Source organism: Pseudomonas sp. B707 (assembly GCF_022496685.1).
GTDB lineage: Bacteria > Pseudomonadota > Gammaproteobacteria > Pseudomonadales > Pseudomonadaceae > Aquipseudomonas > Aquipseudomonas paraglycinae.
In genome coordinates, this window is sequence record NZ_WTVE01000026.1 from 63,740 (window position 1) to 82,289 (window position 18,550).

The 18,550-nt window shown below is 59.7% G+C and carries 16 protein-coding genes; 8 read left to right on the plus strand and 8 right to left on the minus strand.

Features of this window, described 5'->3' with window-relative positions; translation table 11 throughout:
- Positions 1–7 precede the first annotated feature (7 nt).
- The 5 genes from GQX66_RS15165 to GQX66_RS15185 form a co-directional block, all read right to left on the minus strand.
- Positions 8–2,830, minus strand: a complete 2,823-nt coding sequence (locus tag GQX66_RS15165; protein WP_240869927.1) for an FAD-binding and (Fe-S)-binding domain-containing protein — start codon at positions 2,828–2,830, stop codon at positions 8–10.
- Positions 2,827–3,498 carry a lactate utilization protein C gene (locus GQX66_RS15170; RefSeq protein WP_134021824.1) on the minus strand — a complete coding sequence of 224 codons (672 nt, stop codon included), beginning with the start codon at positions 3,496–3,498 and terminating at the stop codon, positions 2,827–2,829. Before GQX66_RS15170 ends, GQX66_RS15165 begins: the two co-directional genes overlap by 4 nt.
- Positions 3,498–4,952 carry a LutB/LldF family L-lactate oxidation iron-sulfur protein gene (locus tag GQX66_RS15175; RefSeq protein WP_240869928.1) on the minus strand — a complete coding sequence of 485 codons (1,455 nt, stop codon included), beginning with the start codon at positions 4,950–4,952 and terminating at the stop codon, positions 3,498–3,500. Before GQX66_RS15175 ends, GQX66_RS15170 begins: the two co-directional genes overlap by 1 nt.
- Positions 4,949–5,773, minus strand: a complete 825-nt coding sequence (locus tag GQX66_RS15180) for a (Fe-S)-binding protein (protein WP_039769136.1) — start codon at positions 5,771–5,773, stop codon at positions 4,949–4,951. The genes GQX66_RS15175 and GQX66_RS15180 overlap by 4 nt, the downstream gene beginning before the upstream one ends.
- Positions 5,774–5,923: 150 nt before the next feature.
- Complete coding sequence (locus GQX66_RS15185; protein WP_085746875.1) at positions 5,924–7,618, minus strand: lactate permease LctP family transporter; 1,695 nt, start codon at positions 7,616–7,618, stop codon at positions 5,924–5,926.
- A 262-nt stretch (positions 7,619–7,880) separates the two neighbouring features.
- On the opposite strand from GQX66_RS15185, the gene GQX66_RS15190 reads away from it, so the two are divergent.
- A complete protein-coding gene (locus tag GQX66_RS15190) occupies positions 7,881–8,648 on the plus strand; it encodes an FCD domain-containing protein (protein WP_039769141.1) in 768 nt (255 codons plus the stop codon).
- A 50-nt stretch (positions 8,649–8,698) separates the two neighbouring features.
- Here the strand turns inward: GQX66_RS15190 and smpB are convergent, their stop codons facing one another.
- Positions 8,699–9,181 carry an SsrA-binding protein SmpB gene (smpB, locus tag GQX66_RS15195; RefSeq protein ID WP_007953781.1) on the minus strand — a complete coding sequence of 161 codons (483 nt, stop codon included), beginning with the start codon at positions 9,179–9,181 and terminating at the stop codon, positions 8,699–8,701.
- Between the two features lie 119 nt (positions 9,182–9,300).
- Between smpB and GQX66_RS15200 the strand changes: the two genes are divergently transcribed.
- Genes GQX66_RS15200 through GQX66_RS15210 form a run of 3 tightly spaced genes read left to right on the plus strand, consistent with a single transcriptional unit; the run spans position 9,301 to position 11,453 of the window.
- Positions 9,301–10,704: a sodium-dependent transporter gene (locus tag GQX66_RS15200; RefSeq protein ID WP_085746876.1), complete on the plus strand. Its 1,404-nt coding sequence runs from the start codon at positions 9,301–9,303 to the stop codon at positions 10,702–10,704.
- Positions 10,705–10,711: 7 nt separating this feature from the next.
- The gene (locus tag GQX66_RS15205; RefSeq protein ID WP_003221509.1) at positions 10,712–11,146 is read left to right on the plus strand and encodes a type II toxin-antitoxin system RatA family toxin; all 435 of its coding nucleotides are present in this window, start codon (positions 10,712–10,714) and stop codon (positions 11,144–11,146) included.
- Positions 11,139–11,453 carry an RnfH family protein gene (locus GQX66_RS15210; RefSeq protein ID WP_240869930.1) on the plus strand — a complete coding sequence of 105 codons (315 nt, stop codon included), beginning with the start codon at positions 11,139–11,141 and terminating at the stop codon, positions 11,451–11,453. The genes GQX66_RS15205 and GQX66_RS15210 overlap by 8 nt, the downstream gene beginning before the upstream one ends.
- Positions 11,454–11,513: 60 nt before the next feature.
- On the opposite strand, the gene GQX66_RS15215 is transcribed toward GQX66_RS15210, so the two are convergent.
- Positions 11,514–12,041, minus strand: coding sequence for an outer membrane protein assembly factor BamE (locus GQX66_RS15215; RefSeq protein ID WP_085746878.1), 528 nt, complete (start codon positions 12,039–12,041; stop codon positions 11,514–11,516).
- Between the two features lie 97 nt (positions 12,042–12,138).
- Here GQX66_RS15215 and fur point away from each other — a divergent pair, with 97 nt between their 5' ends.
- Positions 12,139–12,543 (plus strand): ferric iron uptake transcriptional regulator, encoded by a 405-nt coding sequence (gene fur / locus GQX66_RS15220; protein WP_039769149.1) that lies wholly within the window; start codon positions 12,139–12,141, stop codon positions 12,541–12,543.
- A gap of 75 nt (positions 12,544–12,618) precedes the next feature.
- Here the strand turns inward: fur and recN are convergent, their stop codons facing one another.
- Positions 12,619–14,292: a DNA repair protein RecN gene (recN, locus tag GQX66_RS15225; protein ID WP_240869932.1), complete on the minus strand. Its 1,674-nt coding sequence runs from the start codon at positions 14,290–14,292 to the stop codon at positions 12,619–12,621.
- A gap of 240 nt (positions 14,293–14,532) precedes the next feature.
- Between recN and grpE the strand changes: the two genes are divergently transcribed.
- The 3 genes from grpE (at position 14,533) to dnaJ (ending at position 18,543) form a co-directional block, all read left to right on the plus strand.
- Positions 14,533–15,102, plus strand: coding sequence for a nucleotide exchange factor GrpE (grpE, locus tag GQX66_RS15230; RefSeq protein WP_085746879.1), 570 nt, complete (start codon positions 14,533–14,535; stop codon positions 15,100–15,102).
- A 102-nt stretch (positions 15,103–15,204) separates the two neighbouring features.
- Positions 15,205–17,121 carry a molecular chaperone DnaK gene (gene dnaK, locus GQX66_RS15235; RefSeq protein ID WP_129972373.1) on the plus strand — a complete coding sequence of 639 codons (1,917 nt, stop codon included), beginning with the start codon at positions 15,205–15,207 and terminating at the stop codon, positions 17,119–17,121.
- Between the two features lie 297 nt (positions 17,122–17,418).
- Positions 17,419–18,543, plus strand: a complete 1,125-nt coding sequence (dnaJ, locus tag GQX66_RS15240) for a molecular chaperone DnaJ (RefSeq protein WP_007953765.1) — start codon at positions 17,419–17,421, stop codon at positions 18,541–18,543.
- The last annotated feature ends 7 nt before the right edge of the window (positions 18,544–18,550 follow it).

The following is an 18,550-nucleotide window of genomic DNA, read 5'->3' on the forward strand; positions in this document are numbered from 1 at the left end:
TTTTTCTTCAGACGGCAGTTGCGGGGGCTTTGGCTCGGGTCACCCGATCCACCAGATACACTAGGCCGTGGTAGTCGATTCCACCGTGTTGCGTCAGACCGATCTCACAGGTGCGGCTGGTGGAAATCCCCTCGCTGCACTGTTGCACCGCATCCTTGAGCGTTCGCAGTGAGTGGCTGTTGAGCTCCGGTGTGGTGAAACCCTTGTCGCCGGCGAACCCGCAGCAGTGAATGCCTTCCGGGATCACCACCGTCTTGCTGCATTTGCGCGCCAGGGCTATCAGCGCCTGGCTTTCCCCGAGATGCTGAGTGCTGCACGTCACGTGAACGGCAATCGGTGCTTCCTGCGGGGTGAAGTCGAGCCGATCCATCAGATGCGTACGAATGAATCGCACAGGGTCATACAGATCCAGGCGAACATTTCCCACGTCCTGCACCAGCCGCAACGTGCAGGGGCTGGTGTCGCAATAGATCGGATCGAGCCCGCCGCGACTGGCCTGGAGCAATGCGCCAATCAGCTCCTGACGCTTGTGCTCGGCCTGCTCGGCATAGCCCTTGGACGCGAAAGGCTGGCCGCAGCAGAGGTTGTCCAGATTGTCCGGGAACACCACCTGATAACCGGCCTTTTCCAGCAGCCCACGGGTTTTGTCGTACAGCGACATCTGCTCCTTGTCGCCCGCTGCCGGTCCCATCACCCGCGAGACGCAGGCTGCCAAGTACACGACGCGCGGGCGCTCGTCAGACACGGCCGGGCTGAAGCGAATGGCTTTTTCCGGTTGCGGCATCGCGTTGGTCCACAGCGGCACCTGACCTTTGGACAGCCGCGTCAGGGTCGCCGACAGCTTCGCCAGTCGCGGTGCACCCAACAACATCCGCGCACCGTTGGCCACATGCAGGGTGAAACGCGCACCTTGCAGGGTGGTGGCGAAATTTCCTTCGATCAAGTTGGCGGTTTTCGTATGCGTGGCGTGTCGTACGCGAAGCTTTTTCACCAGCTCGCCGGTGTTGATGCCTACAGGGCAACGTTGCGCACATAAACCGGTTGCCGCGCAGGTATCGATGCCTTGGTAATCGTAGGCTTTTTCCAGTTCGGTGGTGTCGATCCCGGCGCGTTTTCGCGCCTGGATATCGCGCCAGATCACGATGCGCTGGCGCGGGCTCAGGGTCAGGCCTTTCGAAGGGCAGACCGGCTCGCAGAAGCCGCACTCGATGCATTTATCCACAATCTCGTCAGCCGCCGGCAGCGGTTTCAGGTGCTTGAGGTGGATCTGCGGATCTTCGCTGAGCACCACGTCCGGATTGAGAATGCCGTTGGGGTCGAGCAGGCGTTTGAGCTGCCACATCAATTGATAGGCGTCGCTGCCCCATTCGAGTTCGACGAAGGGCGCCATGTTGCGTCCGGTGCCGTGTTCCGCCTTCAGCGAACCGCCAAACTCCACGGCCACCAGTTGCGCCACGTCGTCCATGAACGCCTGATAGCGTGCGACTTCTTCCGCGCTGTTGAAGCCTTGGGTGAAGACGAAGTGCAGATTACCTTCCAGCGCGTGTCCGAAAAGGATCGCTTCGTCGTAGTTATGTTTGTCGAACAGCTCGATCAGACGGTTCACGCCGATCGCCAGTTGCTCCACCGGGAAGGTGACGTCTTCGATGATCACCGTGGTGCCGGTCTTGCGTACGGCGCCGACGGCGGGGAAGGTGTCTTTGCGGATCGCCCAGAGGCGGGCGTTTTCGACCGGGTCTTCGGTGAAGTCGACCTGCTTTTCCACCGGGAAGCCATTGAGCGACGCCATGATCTGCGCCAGTTGTTCCTGCAGCAAAGTGGAAGAGGCAGCGCGGGATTCGATCAACAGCGCGCAGGCATTGTTCGACAGCTGCTGTACGAAAGCCGGCATGCCGGGTTTGTCCTGCACCGAGCGCAGGCTGCGGCGGTCGAGCAGTTCCACGGCGGACACCGGTTGGCTTTTCAGCACGGTGACGGCGTTGCAGCAGGTTTCCACATCAGGGAATACGATCAGCGCCGAGGCCTTGTTCGGATGGTCGACAACCGTGTCGTAAGTCACGGCGCTGATGAAACCGAGAGTGCCTTCGGAGCCGACCAGCAAGTGGCTCAGGATATCCACAGGCTCATCGAAATCCACCAGGGCGTTGAGCGACAGGCCGGTGGTATTTTTCAGACGGTATTTGTGGCGGATTCGCGCGACCAGTTCGGCATTGGCGCGGGTCTCGCGGCCCAAGCTCGCCAGGCGTTCCAGCAATTCACCGTGGCTGACTCGAAACGCCGCGACGCTGGCGGCATCTTCGGTGTCGAGGCGGGTGCCGTCGGCCAGCACCAGACGAATCCCGGCCAGCGTGTGATAGGTGTTTTGCGCGGTGCCGCAGCACATGCCGCTGGCGTTGTTGGCGACGATGCCACCGATTTTGCAGGCGTTGATCGAGGCGGGATCCGGACCGATCTTGCGTCCGAATGGCGCCAGCCATGCGTTGGCCTGGGCGCCGATGACGCCCGGTTGCAGGCGGATTTGCGTGCCTTGCCCTCGGATCTCCCGGGCGCTCCAGTTATCCCCAAGCACGATCAACACCGAATCGCTGATCGCCTGGCCGGACAGGCTGGTGCCGGCGGCGCGGAAGGTCACCGGGACCTGATCGCGCTGGGCCAGTTTCAGCAGCGCTACCACTTCATCTTCGGATTCGACGCGGATCACCAGTTGCGGAATCAACCGGTAGAAGCTGGCGTCGGTGCCGAAGGCCAGGGTCGACAGCGGATCGTCGAAACGCCGTTCGGCTGGAATCAGTTGCTGCGCATCTTGCAGGAAAGTCGCCGGTAAGGTCATTGGTCCTCCAGGATCAACACCACCAGGTCTTTCGGGCCGTGAGCGCCGTAAGCCAGGACTTGTTCGATGTCGGCGGTTTTCGACGGGCCAGACACCAGCAATGCATTGGTCGGCATGCCTTGCGCCCACTCGAATTCCTGCTGCACCTGATAGAAGTTGTCGCGGATCTGGCTGGCCTTGAGCAGGGCGAAATGCACCGGCGGTACCAGGCTCATCAGCCGTGGTTCTTCGCGGGTCGGCCACAGAATCAGGCTGCCGGTGGCGGCAATGGCGCCGAGGGTGCCGGTCAGGCTGGCCGGGGTGTCGTTGAACAACTCGGCTTTCCACTCTTCCATCGGTCGGTCGTAGGACTTCAGCGCCGGCAGATCAGGATTGTTCGCCCAGTGCTGTGTGATGCGCTGCCCGTGAGGTGTAGTCGGTGCGATCAGCAGGCTCGGCAACTGGCGGTCGCGCAGCAATTGCGCCAGCAGCGCTGGCCACCCATCAGCGGAACTCAGGTGGATTTCGGTGTGCACCGCTTCCATCAATTTGCGCAGTTGCGGGATCCGTTGTTCGGCGCTGTAGGTGTAAGGCTGGGTCACCAGATCGACGTCAAAGTTGTCGGCAATCGGTGTGGTGCCGGTCAGACTTTTCCTTAACTTGCCGAGGATATTTTGCTTGGCGCTCATCAACGGTCTCCTCGTTTGGCCAGGTGTTCGCGAGCCATGTCATGCAGTGAGCGGGCGGCGGGTTTCGGTGCGCTGTGATTCTGCGTCCACGGCCCGATGTTGTTCGGCGCCAGCGCGCGCAGGCGTGTGGCGAAAAACGCAAACAGTCGATAGAGGGTCGGCGAGCTGTTGAGCTTCGCCCAGGCGTTCCAGATGAAGCGTTCTTTGCGCGAATACTTGCTGCCCTGACCGCGCATCACTTGATGAGGACTGTCGGGGGCTTTGACGTTCTCTTCGCGCAGGCGACGCAGCAAGGCGGGGATCGGAATTTTCACTGGGCAGACTTCACCGCAGGCGCCGCATAACGAAGACGCGCTCGGGTGATCCGGCACTTTCGCCAGGCCGACCATGTGCGGGGTGATGATTTTGCCGATCGGGCCGGGGTAAACCTCGCCGTAGGTATGGCCGCCGACGCGGGTGTAGACCGGGCAATGGTTCATGCAGGCGCCGCAGCGGATGCAGTTCAACGTCTGGCGCAGTTCACTGTCGGCGAAAGCCTGGCTGCGACCGTTGTCGAGCAGCACCAGATGCACTTCCTGTGGGCCGTCGAGTTCATGTTCCTTGCGCGGGCCGGAGATCATGTTGACGTAGGTGGTGATCGGGATGCCCAGCGCCGAGCGGGTCAGCAATGACAGCAGCGGCACTACGTCGCGCAGGTTTTCCACGACTTTTTCGATACCGGTAACGGCGATGTGCACCGGTGGCACGGTGGTGGTCATGCGGCCGTTGCCTTCGTTTTCCACCAGCAGCAGGGTGCCGGTTTCGGCCACGGCGAAGTTGACGCCGGAGACGCCGATGTCCGCTTCGAAGAATTTCTGCCGCAGAACCCTGCGACCGATCTGAATGAGTTGGTCAACGTCCTTGGTGTATTCCACGCCAAGTTTGTCGTGGAACAAGGACGCGACCTGACCGGCATTCTTGTGGATTGCCGGCATGATTATGTGAGAAGGCTTCTCGTGGTCGAGCTGGACGATGTACTCCCCCATGTCGGACTCCAGACATTCAATGTCCCGAGCCTCGAGGAAATGGTTCATCTCCATCTCTTCGCTGACCATCGATTTGCCCTTGATCACTTGCCGCGCCTCGTGAGCGCGGATGATCGAAAGGACGATGCCATTGGCCTCGTCCACCGTTTCCGCCCAGTGCACTGTCACACCGTTGCGGGTCAGGTTCTGTTCCAGTTGCTCGAGCAGGTCGGGCAACTTGGAGAGCGCACGCGCCCTGATCGAGTTGCCCAGGGCGCGCAAGTGTTCTCTTTCGTGGGCATCGCTGAAAGCCGCTGCCCGCTTGGTCATCAGTGAATCCATCGCGGTGCGGAAGTTGTTCCGCAACTGCGAATCGCCCAGGGCGTTGTGCGCCCGGGTGCGGAAATCTTCTTCTACGGCAACCGTAGGAATAATCGTGGAAGTGCTCATCGCGCACCTCCGGTTCGTTGCCAGAGGAAGCTCGCCAGGTGTTGCCCGCGCAGCGCTTCCTGCTGTTTTTCCAGCGAGCCGTTGATGTTCATCAAGCAGCCGCAATCGGCACTGAGTACCTGATGCGCGCCGGATTCCTTCAACGCCCGGGTCTTGTCAGCCACCATCGCGCCGGAAATGTCTGGCATACGGACGCTGAATGTCCCACCGAAGCCACAGCATTCGCTTTCGTGATCGTGGTTGACCCGTTCCACGTTGCTCAACTGCGCCAACAACTCGCGGCCGTGCAGGTGGGTGTTCATTTCCCGTCGCGCCGAACACGAGGTGTGCAGCGCCACTTTGACCGGCTCGCCGCTGTCCTTGAGCTGCACCTTGCAGACGAACAGCAGAAACTCGGCCAGCTCATAGGTGCGGGCCGCGAGGGCCTGAACCTGTTTCAACGTTTCCGGCTCATCCTTGAACAAGTCGGCGTAATGCTCGCGGATCATCCCGGCGCAGGAACCCGACGGCACCACCACCGGATAGTCCCCGGCAAACAGCGCCAGTTGCGAGCGCGCCACCGTCCGTGCCTGCTCGGTGTAACCCGAGGTGTAGGCCGGTTGTCCGCAGCAGCTCTGCCCTTGCGGGTAATCGACCCGAATGCCCTCGCGTTCCAGCAAGTGGATCGCGTCCATCCCGGCTTCCGGATAGAACAGATCGACCACGCACGTGCCGAACAGGTAGACCCGCGACGGTTTCTCGCTGGGGTATTGCCGGGGTTCGGGCAGTGGCGGTGCGACGCGAGTGGCGTTGGGCACAGCGTTGTAAAAAAGCTCGCTCATCAGGCGTGTCTCCGGGTGGGCCCGGTTATCCGTCTGTTGAGGCTGCCGAATATAGAGCGCGTTGCTTTCAGCAGCCTTACAGACCGGGTTGTGAATTGCTGACGCCGGAATCACGAACCGGCGTCGGTTATTTCCATGTCGCTTGTAGTCTTAATGCACCAGCATGCCGGTAAACCAATAGGCCTGGGCCAACGTGATCAGGCCGACGATCGTGGCAAAGAATAGGCTGTGCTTGAGGGTGAAGCGGAACAGATCGGATTCCTTGCCCACCAGCCCGGTCGCGGCGCAGGCCACGGCGATCGATTGCGGGGAGATCATCTTGCCGGTCACGCCGCCGCTGGTATTGGCGGCCACCAGCAAGGTGTCGTTGACCCCGATCTGGTGTGCGGTGGTCGCTTGCAGCGAACTGAACAGGGCGTTGGACGAGGTATCGGAACCGGTGAGGAACACGCCGAGCCAGCCGAGGAATGGCGAGAAAAACGGGAACGCTGCGCCAGTTCCGGCAAGCACCAGAGCCATGGTCGAGGACATGCCGGAATAGTTGGTGACGAAGGCAAACGCCAGCACCATGCCGATCGACAGGATCGGCCAGCGCAGTTCGTAGAAGGTCTCTTTCAAAGTGGTCAGACCAGTTTTGAAATTGATCTTCAGCACCAGCATCGAGATCAGTGCGGAGAAGAAAATTGCCGTGCCGGTCGCGGAAATCGGGTCGAGTTTGAACACGGCCGGGATCGCTGTCGGAGCGGCGACGATCGGTGCAGTTTTGATCACCAGTTGATCGAGGTGCGGAATCGCGAAGTTGAACACCCAGGCGTACATCGAACCGCCGGCGGCGAACATGGCCTTGAAAGGCTTGAGGGTCCAGATGGTCACCAGCACGGTGAGGATCAGGAACGGCGACCACGCCTTGAAGATTTCCCCGAGGCTGTAGGGCGAAGCGACGGTGGTTCGCTTCTGGCCGAAACCGCCGACGCTGGCGGAGACCACCGAAGCGGATACGGCGCCGACGATGTGCTGGCCGGCGGCACGTTTCGGTTGCCAGACCTTCAGGAACAGGGTCAGCGAAATCAGACTGGCCAGGGCCGACGTGATGTCCGGCAGTTCCGGGCCGATGAAGTTCGAAGTGAAGTATTGGGTCACGGCGAAGCTCAGGCCAGCAACCAGTGCGGCTGGCCATGTTTCACGCACGCCGCGCAGGCCATCCATCATGAACACCAGCCAGAACGGCACGAACAGCGACAGCAGCGGCAGTTGGCGGCCGGTCATGGCGCCGATCTTGAACGCGTCGATGCCGGTGACTTGCCCGGCCACGATGATTGGAATCCCCAGTGCGCCGAACGCCACCGGTGCGGTGTTGGCAATCAGGCACAGGCCGGCGGCGTACAGCGGGTTGAAACCCAGGCCAACCAGCAGCGCAGCGGTAATCGCCACTGGCGCGCCGAAGCCGGCGGCACCTTCCAGGAATGCACCGAAGCAGAAACCGATCAGCAGCACCTGCAGGCGTTGGTCGTCAGTGATCGACAGCACCGAGCTGCGGATGACCTCGAACTGACCGCTCTTGACCGTCAGTTTGTACAGGAACACAGCCGCCACAATGATCCAGGCAATCGGCCACAGACCATAGGCGAAGCCATATCCGGCAGCGGCGAACGCCATGTCGACCGGCATCTGGAACGCGAAGATCGCCACAAGGATCGCCAGGGCGAGCGTGATGCTGCCGGCTACATGACCTTTGAGGCGGAACACCGCCAGAGCGAGGAAGAAGAACACGATGGGGATGACGGCCGCGAGTGCGGACACGCCGAGACTGCCGAGCGGGCTGTAGAGCTGTTGCCAGGTTTGCATATGGGGTGGCCCCTAATTGTTGTTGGTCAGGCACTGTCAGCGTTCTTGGTTAATTGGTAATACCAATTTACAATCGCTGTTGGCTAGGGTAAAAGCCTTGATGTCGGTGTGTCAATTTGCCGCCCTAAAACTTTTGTCGAACAACCGTACGGCGAGTCGGATTGCACCGGTTGTATTGGCGTCATCTGGCAGGTGTCGGCGCAGCGTCGATAGGCCAGAATAGAGAGCCCGGCGAGCGGTCGGGATGGTGGAGAGTTGAGTGATGGGGTTTGATCAGATACGTCAGCGCCGTTTGTCTGACGACATTGTCGAGCGACTGGAAGGGATGATTCTCGAGGGCACGTTGAAGTCTGGCGAGCGTCTGCCGGCCGAGCGGACTCTGGCGGAACAGTTCGGCGTTTCCCGGCCCTCGTTGCGCGAGGCGATTCAGAAACTGGCGGCAAAGGGTTTGCTGGTCAGTAAGCAGGGCGGCGGCAACTATGTTGTGGAAAGTCTCGGCTCGACGTTCAGCGATCCGCTGCTGCAATTGCTGGAAAGCAATCCCGAGGCGCAGCGCGATTTGCTGGAGTTTCGCCACACGCTGGAGGCATCGTGTGCCTATTACGCAGCATTGCGCGCCACGGATGTGGATCGTGAACGGCTGACGGCTGCGTTTGAAGAGTTACAGGACTGCTATTCGCGTCATGACGAAGTGAGCCGGGCGGAGGAGGGCGCGGCGGATGCGAAATTCCACCTGGCGATTGCCGAAGCCAGTCATAACGCGGTGTTGCTGCACACCATTCGCGGGCTGTTCGATCTGCTCAAGCGCAACGTCGTGACCAACATCGGTGGCATGTACAAGCAGCGCACGGAAACCCGCGACATGCTGATCACCCAGCATCGGGAGTTGTATCTGGCGATTATCGAGGGGCGCGCGGAACAGGCGCGTGAGGTGTCCAGCCGACACATTCTGTATGTGCAAGAAGTGCTGGAAGAGGTGCGTCAGGAAGTGCAGCGCATGGCTCGCGCCGAGCGACGTAAAGGGATGTAAAAAAGACCGCTCCCGTGCGAGGCGCGGGAACGGTCATTCAGGCAGAAGAATCAGTCTTCCTTGCCCTTGTTGCGCACCGCACGCTGCAACTCGCGACCGGCGTCGCGTTCGCGTTCGGTATCGCGCTTGTCGTATTCCTTCTTGCCCTTGCCGAGAGCGATCTCGCACTTGACCATGTGCTTGCTCCAGTACCAGGACAGGCACACGCAGGCGTAACCCTTTTGCTGCACGGCGGCGGCGAGCTTGTCCAGCTCGCGGCGGTTGAGCAGCAGCTTGCGGGTACGCACCGGGTCGGCAATGACGTGGGTGCTGGCGGTCATCAGAGGCGTGATGTGGCTGCCGAGCAACCAGGCTTCGCCATCCTTGAGCAACACGTAACTGTCGACCAGTTGCAGTTTGCTTGCCCGCAGACTTTTTACTTCCCAGCCGGCCAGGACCAGACCAGCCTCGAACTTGTGCTCGATGAAGTAATCGTGTCGCGCCTTTTTGTTTTGCGCGATGGTCCCTGTTGGGTGTTTCTTCTGTTTAGCCATAGGGGCGGCATTATATGGAGATAAACGGCTGTCGGCTACGGTGATGCTGCGTGCTTGAGCAGGTTGAGTGAATCCCGGACAATGCGGCCTCTTTTTCTAACGCTTGGGCGTGATAAACGATGTCGACAGACAAGGTTTCTGTCCACGGCAGTTGGGCTAGCCGCTGGGTTTTCATATTCGCCGCGACCGGTTCGGCCGTGGGATTGGGCAGCATCTGGAAATTCCCCTACATGGTCGGGGTCTACGGTGGCGGCGCCTTCGTGCTGATGTTTCTGGCGTGTATCGCGCTGATCGGCATCCCGGTAATGCTCGCCGAAACCCTGATCGGCCGCCGTGCCCGCCAGAGTCCGGCGAATGCCCTGAAGGTGCTGGCGCTGGAAGCGGGGCACTCGGGCAAGTGGTCGTGGGGCGCGTTCGCCGGGATGATCACGGCGTTGCTGATCCTGTCTTTTTACAGTGTGGTCGGCGGCTGGTCGCTGGATTACATCATTGATATGGGGCGCGGAGACTTCCAGGGCGCGACGGCCGATCAGGTCGGGGCGTATTTCGGTAATGTCATCTCCGATCCGTGGCGCCTGACACTTTGGCACACGGTTTTCATGCTGTTGTCTGCGGTAGTGATCGCCAAGGGCGTGGTCGCCGGGCTCGAACGCAGCCTGCGGATCATGATGCCGCTGCTGTTCGTGATGGTGCTGGTGCTGCTGGGTTACAGCATGACCACCGGGCATTTCATGGAAGGCGTGCATTTCATGTTCGACTTCCACCCGGAAAAAGTCCTCGACGGCTTGCTGCCGGCCATGGGCCACGCGTTCTTCTCCCTGAGCGTGGGCGTGGGCTCGATCATGATCTACGGCGCCTACATGACCAAGGAAGCCTCGCTGTCCGGCACGGTCGTCGGTGTGGCGCTGCTCGATACCTTTGTTTCGCTGGTGGCCGGTCTGGCCTTGTTTCCGATTGTGTTCGCCGGTGGTTTGAACCCGAGCGAAGGCCCGGGGCTGATGTTTGTCAGCCTGCCATTTGCTTTCGGTAACGTGCTGTTCGGCCAGTTGATGGGCGTGGTGTTCTTCGTTCTGGTGGCCATTGCCGCCTGGAGCTCGGCGATCTCCCTGCTGGAGCCGATGGTCGCCTATCTGGTCGAGCGGACTAAAATCAGTCGTGCCTGGGTGACATTTTGGTTGGCGTTCACCTGCTGGTTCGTCGGATTGGGCACGGTGTTTTCCTTCAATATCTGGAAGGAAGCCAAATTTTTCGTGAACGATGGCGGGGTGTTCCATCTCTACCAATGGGGTGCGGCCGGTGGCCTGGACTTCTTTGGGGTGATCGACTTCTTCACCTCGCGGATCATGTTGCCGCTCGGCGGGCTGTGCTTCGTGCTGTTTGCCGGTTGGGTGATGGGGCGTGAGGCGGTGCGTGATGAATTGTCGATTCGCAGCCCGGCGCTGTTCGCCCTGTCTTTGTTCTTGATGCGCTATGTGGCGCCCATCGGCATTCTTGTAGTGTTTGCCGCCCAGCTCTGGAAGTGACGCTTACATGACGACACATATTCAACGATCGGCGCTGCTGCCTTACCCGGCGCAATTTCTCTACGACCTCGTCAATGACGTGGCACGTTACCCGGAATTTCTGCCGTGGTGCTCGTCTGCTGAAGTCCTGGAAAGCTCGCCTGAGCACATGCGCGCCAGTGTCGGCGTGGCCAAGGGCGGTCTTAGTCAGCACTTCGTGACGCGCAACACGCTGGTGCCGGGGCAGTCGATCGAGATGAACCTGGAGGAGGGGCCGTTCAATCAGCTGCACGGCGTCTGGGTGTTCAAGGCGCTTAACGAGAAGGCCTGCAAGATCAGTCTGGATCTGTCTTTCGACTACGCCGGGCCGCTGGTCCGCGCGACGCTCGGGCCTTTATTCAATCAGGCAGCCAATACGCTGGTGGATGCGTTCTGCCAGCGCGCCAAGCAGATGCATGGTTGAGCCGGTGATCGAAATCGAAGTGGTGTATGCGGTGGTTGATCGGCAGGTGTTGCGTGTAACCAGTGTTGCCGAAGGTACGACGGTGCGTGCGGCGCTGATGGCGTCCGGGATTGATGCTGAATTTCCGGAGCTGGATCTGAAGAGCTGTCCATTGGGGATCTTCGGCAAAGTGATTGCTGATCCGGATACTCGACAGGTTCAGGAAGGTGATCGCATCGAGATCTATCGACCACTGTTGGCTGATCCGAAAGAGGTGCGCCGATTGCGTGCCGCCAAGGCTGCCGAGGCTAAAGCCAGAAATCAGTGATGCGCTGATCTGCAGGCAATAAAAAACCCGGAATTTCCGGGTTTTTTATTGCGTCGCAAATTATTGCGGCGAGGTGTCCAGCGGTTCTGGCGTTGGAACCGGAACGGTTTCCACACCATCGACGTCCTTCTGGATCTGATCCAGCAAGGAGCCTGGCTTGGCCGGTTTTTCCGGTTTCGGCTGCTCGGCGTTTTCAGCAGGAGTGGTCACGCTGGTGCCACTGTCCTTGCCGAGAATGGCTTCATCACGGCTGACGCCCGGCATGAAGTCACCGGAGAGGCTGACAAGACGGTCATTCGAGTCGAAAATGACACTCATGCGTTCCTGCTGACGTTCACCGCCACCAGGTTGCAGGCTGTACAGATAATCCCAGCGGTTGGCATGGAACGTGTCGGCAAGCAGAGGGTTACCCATGATAAACCGTACTTGCGGCCGGGTCATTCCCGGGCGTAACTGGTCTATCATGTCCTGCGTGACGACATTGCCCTGCTGGATGTCGATTTTGTAAACCCCGGGGAATGAACAACCGGCGAGTGCGAGCAGTCCCACAAAGGTGAAACTGGTTAGCAAGAGCTTGGTGTTTTGCATCGGTGGGCGACTTCCACTATCTTGGCTGGGACAACGTAAACGCCGATCATACCCGCATTAAGAGAAGCTGCGAAGCAGCATCGCGAGAAAGCTGACCATGGTTGAAAATAGCGAACTACGCAAAGCCGGCCTCAAAGTGACCCTGCCACGGGTCAAGATCCTGCAAATGCTCGACTCTACAGAGCAGCGTCACATGAGTGCCGAGGACGTCTACAAGGCGTTGATGGAAGCTGGTGAGGACGTCGGTCTGGCCACGGTTTACCGTGTTCTGACCCAGTTCGAAGCGGCTGGCCTCGTGGTCCGTCACAACTTCGACGGCGGCCACGCGGTATTCGAATTGGCCGACGGTGGCCACCACGACCATATGGTTAACGTGGAGTCGGGCGAAGTCATCGAGTTCTTCGACGAAGAAATCGAAAAACTTCAGAAGGCGATCGTCGAGAAGCACGGTTACGAGATGGTTGATCACAATCTCGTACTGTACGTACGCAACAAAAAGTAAGCATGTCGCGCGAATTTCAGGTTCGCGAAACGAACGAAGGCGACCCAAGGGTCGCCTTCGTGCTTTCTGGCGTGCTTAAACCTTTGCGGTAACGACCATCTTTTTCGCGTGCGCCAAAGACTCTTTGGTCAGATCGATGCCGCCAAGCATCCGCGCGACTTCTTCTATACGGTCATTCTTGCACAGCTTCGAAACGGCCGTGTGAGTCGCCTGCTCGCCTCGAACTTTATGCACGAACAGGTGCTGATGCCCCTGAGCCGCGACCTGCGGCAAGTGCGTGACCGTCAGTACCTGTCCGCGATCCCCGAGGCGGCGCAACAACTGGCCGACGATTTCGGCCGTCGGACCGCCAATGCCCACGTCCACTTCGTCGAACACCAGCGTCGGTACACGAGAGGTCTGGGCGGTAATCACCTGGATGGCCAGGCTGATCCGTGACAGCTCACCGCCGGACGCCACTTTGGCCAGGGCCTTCAGGGGTTGGCCAGGGTTGGCGCTGACCAGCAGTTCAACCTGCTCCAGGCCATTGGGTTGCAGTTCGCTGCTGTTGTTGGCGCGCAATTCGATGGTGAAGCGACCGCCGGGCATGCCCAGGCGCTGTATCTCCTGCTCCACCGCGCTGGCCAGGCTGCCGGCCGCCTGATGACGCAGCTCGCTCAGTTCCCGGGCCTTTTCCTGATAGTGTCGGGCATAGGATGCGAGTTCTTCGGCAAGACGCTCGATGGATTCATCGTTGGCGTCGAGGGCTTCGATTTCGTCGAGCAGCTTCTGCTGCATCTCTGCCACTTCCGTCGGCTGAATGCGGTGTTTGCGTGCCAGTGTGTAGATGGAGTCCAGACGTTCTTCCAGATATTGCAGGCGCGCCGGATCGGCGTCGAAGTTGTCGAGAAAACGATTGAGCTCGCCGACGGCTTCTTCGACCTGGATCTGCGCGCTGGTCAGCAGGCTGCTCGCCTCACCCAGCGCGCCGACCGAATTGTTCACGCTCGACAGGCGATTGAGGCTGGCCGTCAGGGCATTCAGCACGTTGCCGGAATCGCTTTCGCTGCATTGCTCGACCACTTGTCGGCAGATGCCGAGCAGAGTTTCGGCATTGGTCAGGTTCTTGTGTTCCTGCTCCAGTTCTTCCAGTTCGTTTTCGCCGAGGCCGAGGTTTTCCAGTTCTTCGAGCTGGTAGCTGAGCAGTTGATGGCGTGCGCGCTGCTCGTCGCCGGAATTGGAAAGGCGCTCCAGCTCCTGGCGGGTCTGGCGCCAGCGCTGGGCGGCCAGGTGAACCTGGCGCGCCAGATCGGTGGCCCCGGCGTATTCGTCGAGCAGGCGCCGGTGGGTGTCGGTCTTGAGCAAGGATTGGTGTTCGTGCTGGCTGTGGATATCGATCAGCAGCTCACCGAGAGCCTTAAGGTCGCCGAGCGGGCAGGGCGTGCCATTTATATAGCCGCGTGAGCGACCTTCGGACGTGATGACCCGGCGCAGGATGCACGGGCCGTCGATTTCCAGGTCGCGTTCCGCGAGCCAGGCGCTGGCCTCGGGAATGTCGGCCAGATCGAAGGTCGCCAGGATATCGGCCTTGTCGGCGCCCGGTCGAACCACGCCGCTGTCGGCGCGATCACCGAGCGTCAGGCCCAGGGCGTCGAGCATGATCGACTTGCCGGCGCCGGTTTCCCCGGTAATCACGCTCATGCCGCGATCGAGTTCGAGATCGAGATGTTCAACGATGGCGTAGTTGTGTACGGACAGGTGCACCAGCATAAAGGCCGCTCCCAGGCTTCAGGTCTGGTTATTTATACAGTGTTTTGTTTCGAGCTGACAATGCCCTCGCTCAGGTCGATGGGGATGATCCGATCAAATGCCTATCGCGCCAGGGAATGGCAATGCAGCACTTTTTTGTAGGGTTAATCGTTGTCAGCCCTTGAAGCCTGATTTTGCGGCCCCATATATCGGGGCAGAAGCGCGAATCGAACTCGCGGACGATATTGAAAGGAGAATTCTATGGCTGACGAACAGACAGTGGATACGCAAAACCCAGAAGCCAATCAGGCGCCCGAGACTTCGGGTGATGACCTGGCGACCCGTGTACAAGTGCTCGAAGAGCAATTGGCCGCCGCGCAGGATCAATCGCTGCGCGTAGCTGCCGATCTGCAGAACGTCCGCCGCCGTGCCGAGCAGGATGTCGAAAAGGCGCACAAGTTTGCGCTGGAAAAATTCGCCGGCGATCTGCTGCCGATCGTCGACAGCCTGGAGCGTGGTCTCGAGCTGTCGAGCCCTGATGACGAAAGCATCCGTCCGATGCGCGAAGGCATCGAGCTGACCCTGAAAATGTTTCACGACACCCTCACGCGCTATCAGCTTGTCGCTGTAAGCCCGCAGGAAGGCGAACCGTTCAATGCCGTGGAGCATCAGGCGATGGCCATGCAGGAAAGTGCTGATCTGGAGCCGAACAGCATTCTGAAGGTGTTCCAGAAGGGCTACCAGCTCAACGGTCGCCTGCTGCGTCCGGCGATGGTCGTGGTCAGCAAGGCGCCGGCGCCAGTTTCGCCTTCGATTGACGAGAAGGCTTGAAATTAGCCGCAAGGCCCCCATTTACAAGTCAAGCGTTTAAGTATTACCGCAGTCAGCCACCACTGCTGCGGCAAAAAAATCCAAAGTTTCGGGAGAGTGAACATGGGCAAAATTATCGGTATCGACCTGGGGACTACCAACTCCTGCGTCTCCGTGCTGGAAAACGGCGTAGCCAAAGTTATCGAGAACGCCGAAGGCGCGCGTACCACGCCGTCGATCATCGCTTACGCCAACGATGGTGAAATTCTGGTGGGTCAGTCCGCCAAGCGTCAGGCTGTGACCAACCCGCACAACACACTGTTCGCGGTGAAGCGTCTGATCGGTCGCCGCTTCGAAGAAGAAGTTGTACAGAAAGACATCAAGCTGGTGCCTTACAAGATCGTCAAGGCTAACAATGGTGACGCCTGGGTCGAGGCCTCCGGCAAGCAGATGGCTCCGCCGCAAATCAGCGCCGAAGTCCTGAAAAAGATGAAGAAGACCGCCGAAGACTATCTCGGTGAGGCTGTGACCGAAGCGGTGATCACCGTTCCGGCGTACTTCAACGACAGTCAGCGTCAGGCGACTAAAGATGCTGGCCGCATCGCCGGTCTGGACGTAAAACGTATCATCAACGAACCGACCGCAGCTGCTCTGGCTTACGGTATGGACAAGGCCAAGGGCGATCACACCGTGATCGTTTACGACCTGGGTGGTGGTACCTTCGACGTTTCCGTGATCGAAATCGCCGAAGTTGACGGCGAGCACCAGTTTGAAGTTCTGGCCACCAACGGTGACACCTTCCTGGGCGGCGAAGACTTTGACATGCGCCTGATCGACTACCTCGTCGACGAGTTCAAGAAAGAGTCCGGCATGGACCTGAAGAACGATCCTCTAGCCCTGCAGCGTCTGAAAGAAGCCGCTGAGAAAGCCAAGATCGAGCTGTCTTCTTCGCAGTCGACCGACGTCAACCTGCCGTACATCACAGCAGATGCGACTGGTCCTAAGCACCTGAACGTGAAGATCTCTCGTGCCAAGCTCGAGTCGCTGGTCGAAGATCTGGTGAACCGTACCATCGAGCCGTGCCGTATTGCTCTGAAAGACGCCGGTATCGACGCCAGCAAAATTGACGACGTGATTCTGGTTGGTGGTCAGACTCGTATGCCACTGGTGCAGAAGGCAGTTACCGATTTCTTCGGTAAAGAAGCACGTAAAGACGTGAACCCGGACGAAGCCGTTGCCATGGGTGCTGCCATCCAGGGCGCCGTTCTGGCCGGTGACGTGAAAGACGTTCTGCTGCTCGACGTCAGCCCGCTGACCCTGGGTATCGAAACCATGGGTGGCGTGATGACCGCGCTGATCGAGAAAAACACCACGATTCCTACCAAGAAATCGCAAGTGTTCTCGACGGCCGACGACAACCAGGGCGCCGTGACCATTCACGTCCTGCAAGGCGAGCGCAAGCAAGCCGCACAGAACAAGTCCCTGGGCAAGTTCGACCTGGCCGACATTCCACCTGCTCCACGTGGTGTGCCGCAGATCGAAGTGACCTTCGACATCGACGCCAACGGCATCCTGCACGTAGGTGCGAAGGACAAGGCGACTGGCAAAGAGCAGAAGATCACCATCAAGGCCAACTCTGGTCTGTCGGATGAAGAAATCCAGAAGATGGTGCGCGACGCCGAGCTGAACGCCGAGGAAGACCGCAAGTTCGAAGAGCTGGCCGCTGCCCGTAACCAGGGTGATGCACTGGTTCACTCGACTCGCAAGATGATCGCCGACGCTGGCGACAAAGTGACTGCAGAAGAGAAGACTGCAATCGAAGCGGCTGTGGTTGCCCTGGAAGCTGCCGTCAAAGGCGACGACAAGGCTGCCATCGACGCCAAGGTTGAAGAGCTGTCGAAAGTCTCTGCACCGGTTGCTCAGAAGATGTACGCCGAACAGGCTCAGCCTGCTGAAGGCGCAGCACCGCACGACGAGAAAGCTGAAAAGGCTGACGATGTTGTCGATGCCGAGTTCGAAGAAGTCAAAGACCACAAGTAAGTTGTTGGTCGCCCGGTTGACTGCCTTGCGGCGGTGACTGGTAGGATGTCGCCGCGCGGGAGCTTGCTCCCGCGTTGGCGTATCTGGAATACGCGAATTTTTACAGCATGCGACAAGGTTCGGGTGCTGGCGGTATGGCCGGGAATGCTCCTGCTTTTCGCGCCGCAAATACCGCATGAACCAAAGACCAGGATCGTTGAATTGACGTGAGTTGGGTCCGGGCCTGTATTGGGGCTCAACGAGTTTGGCGAAGCTCAGGAGGGGTTTGCCGAACGTCCTCAAGAGTATGAAGAACTTATGGCTAAGCGTGACTATTACGAAGTGTTGGGTGTTGAGCGCGGCTCAAGCGAAGCAGACCTGAAAAAGGCCTATCGCCGTCTGGCGATGAAGCATCACCCGGACCGTAATCCCGATGACAAAGCGTCGGAAGAACTGTTCAAAGAGGCCAACGAAGCCTACGAAGTGCTGTCCGATTCCAGCAAGCGTGCAGCGTACGACCAGTACGGTCATGCCGGCGTCGACCCGAGCATGGGTGGCGGCGGTGCAGGCTTCGGCGGTCAGAACTTCTCCGACATCTTCGGTGATGTCTTTAGTGACTTCTTCGGTGGCGGTCGCGGCGGTTCCCGTGGCGGCGCCCAGCGTGGCAGCGATTTGCGCTACACCCTGGAGCTGAACCTGGAAGAAGCGGTACGCGGTACCACCGTGAATATCCGCGTTCCGACACTGGTCAACTGCAAGCCTTGCGATGGTTCGGGCGCGAAGAAAGGCTCGTCGCCTTCGACTTGCCCGACTTGCGGCGGCATCGGTCAGGTGCGCATGCAGCAAGGCTTCTTCTCGGTGCAGCAGACCTGCCCGCGCTGCCATGGCCAGGGCAAGATCATTTCCGACCCGTGCGATTCCTGCCACGGTGACGGTCGCGTTGAAGAATACAAAACCCTTTCCGTCAAAGTGCCGGCCGGTGTCGATACCGGCGACCGCATTCGTCTGTCCGGCGAAGGCGAGGCGGGCACTCAGGGTGGCCCGACCGGCGACCTGTACGTGGTGATCAACGTCCGCGAACACGACATCTTCCAGCGCGACGGCAAGCACCTGTTCTGCGAAGTGCCGATCAGCTTCGTCGACGCAGCCCTGGGCGGCGAGCTGGAAATTCCGACCCTCGACGGTCGCGTAAAACTGAAGATTCCGGAAGGGACGCAGACCGGCAAGCAGTTCCGCGTACGCGGCAAGGGCGTTGCGCCGGTGCGTGGTGGTGGTGCAGGCGACCTGATGTGCCGTGTGGCCGTTGAGACCCCGGTCAATCTGAACCGTCGTCAGCGTGAGCTGCTGGAAGAGTTCCGCAGCTCCCTGGCGGACGACAACAGCCATTCCCCGAAAACCACTGGTTGGTTCGACGGTGTGAAGCGCTTCTTCGGCGATCTGTAAGGAGTCG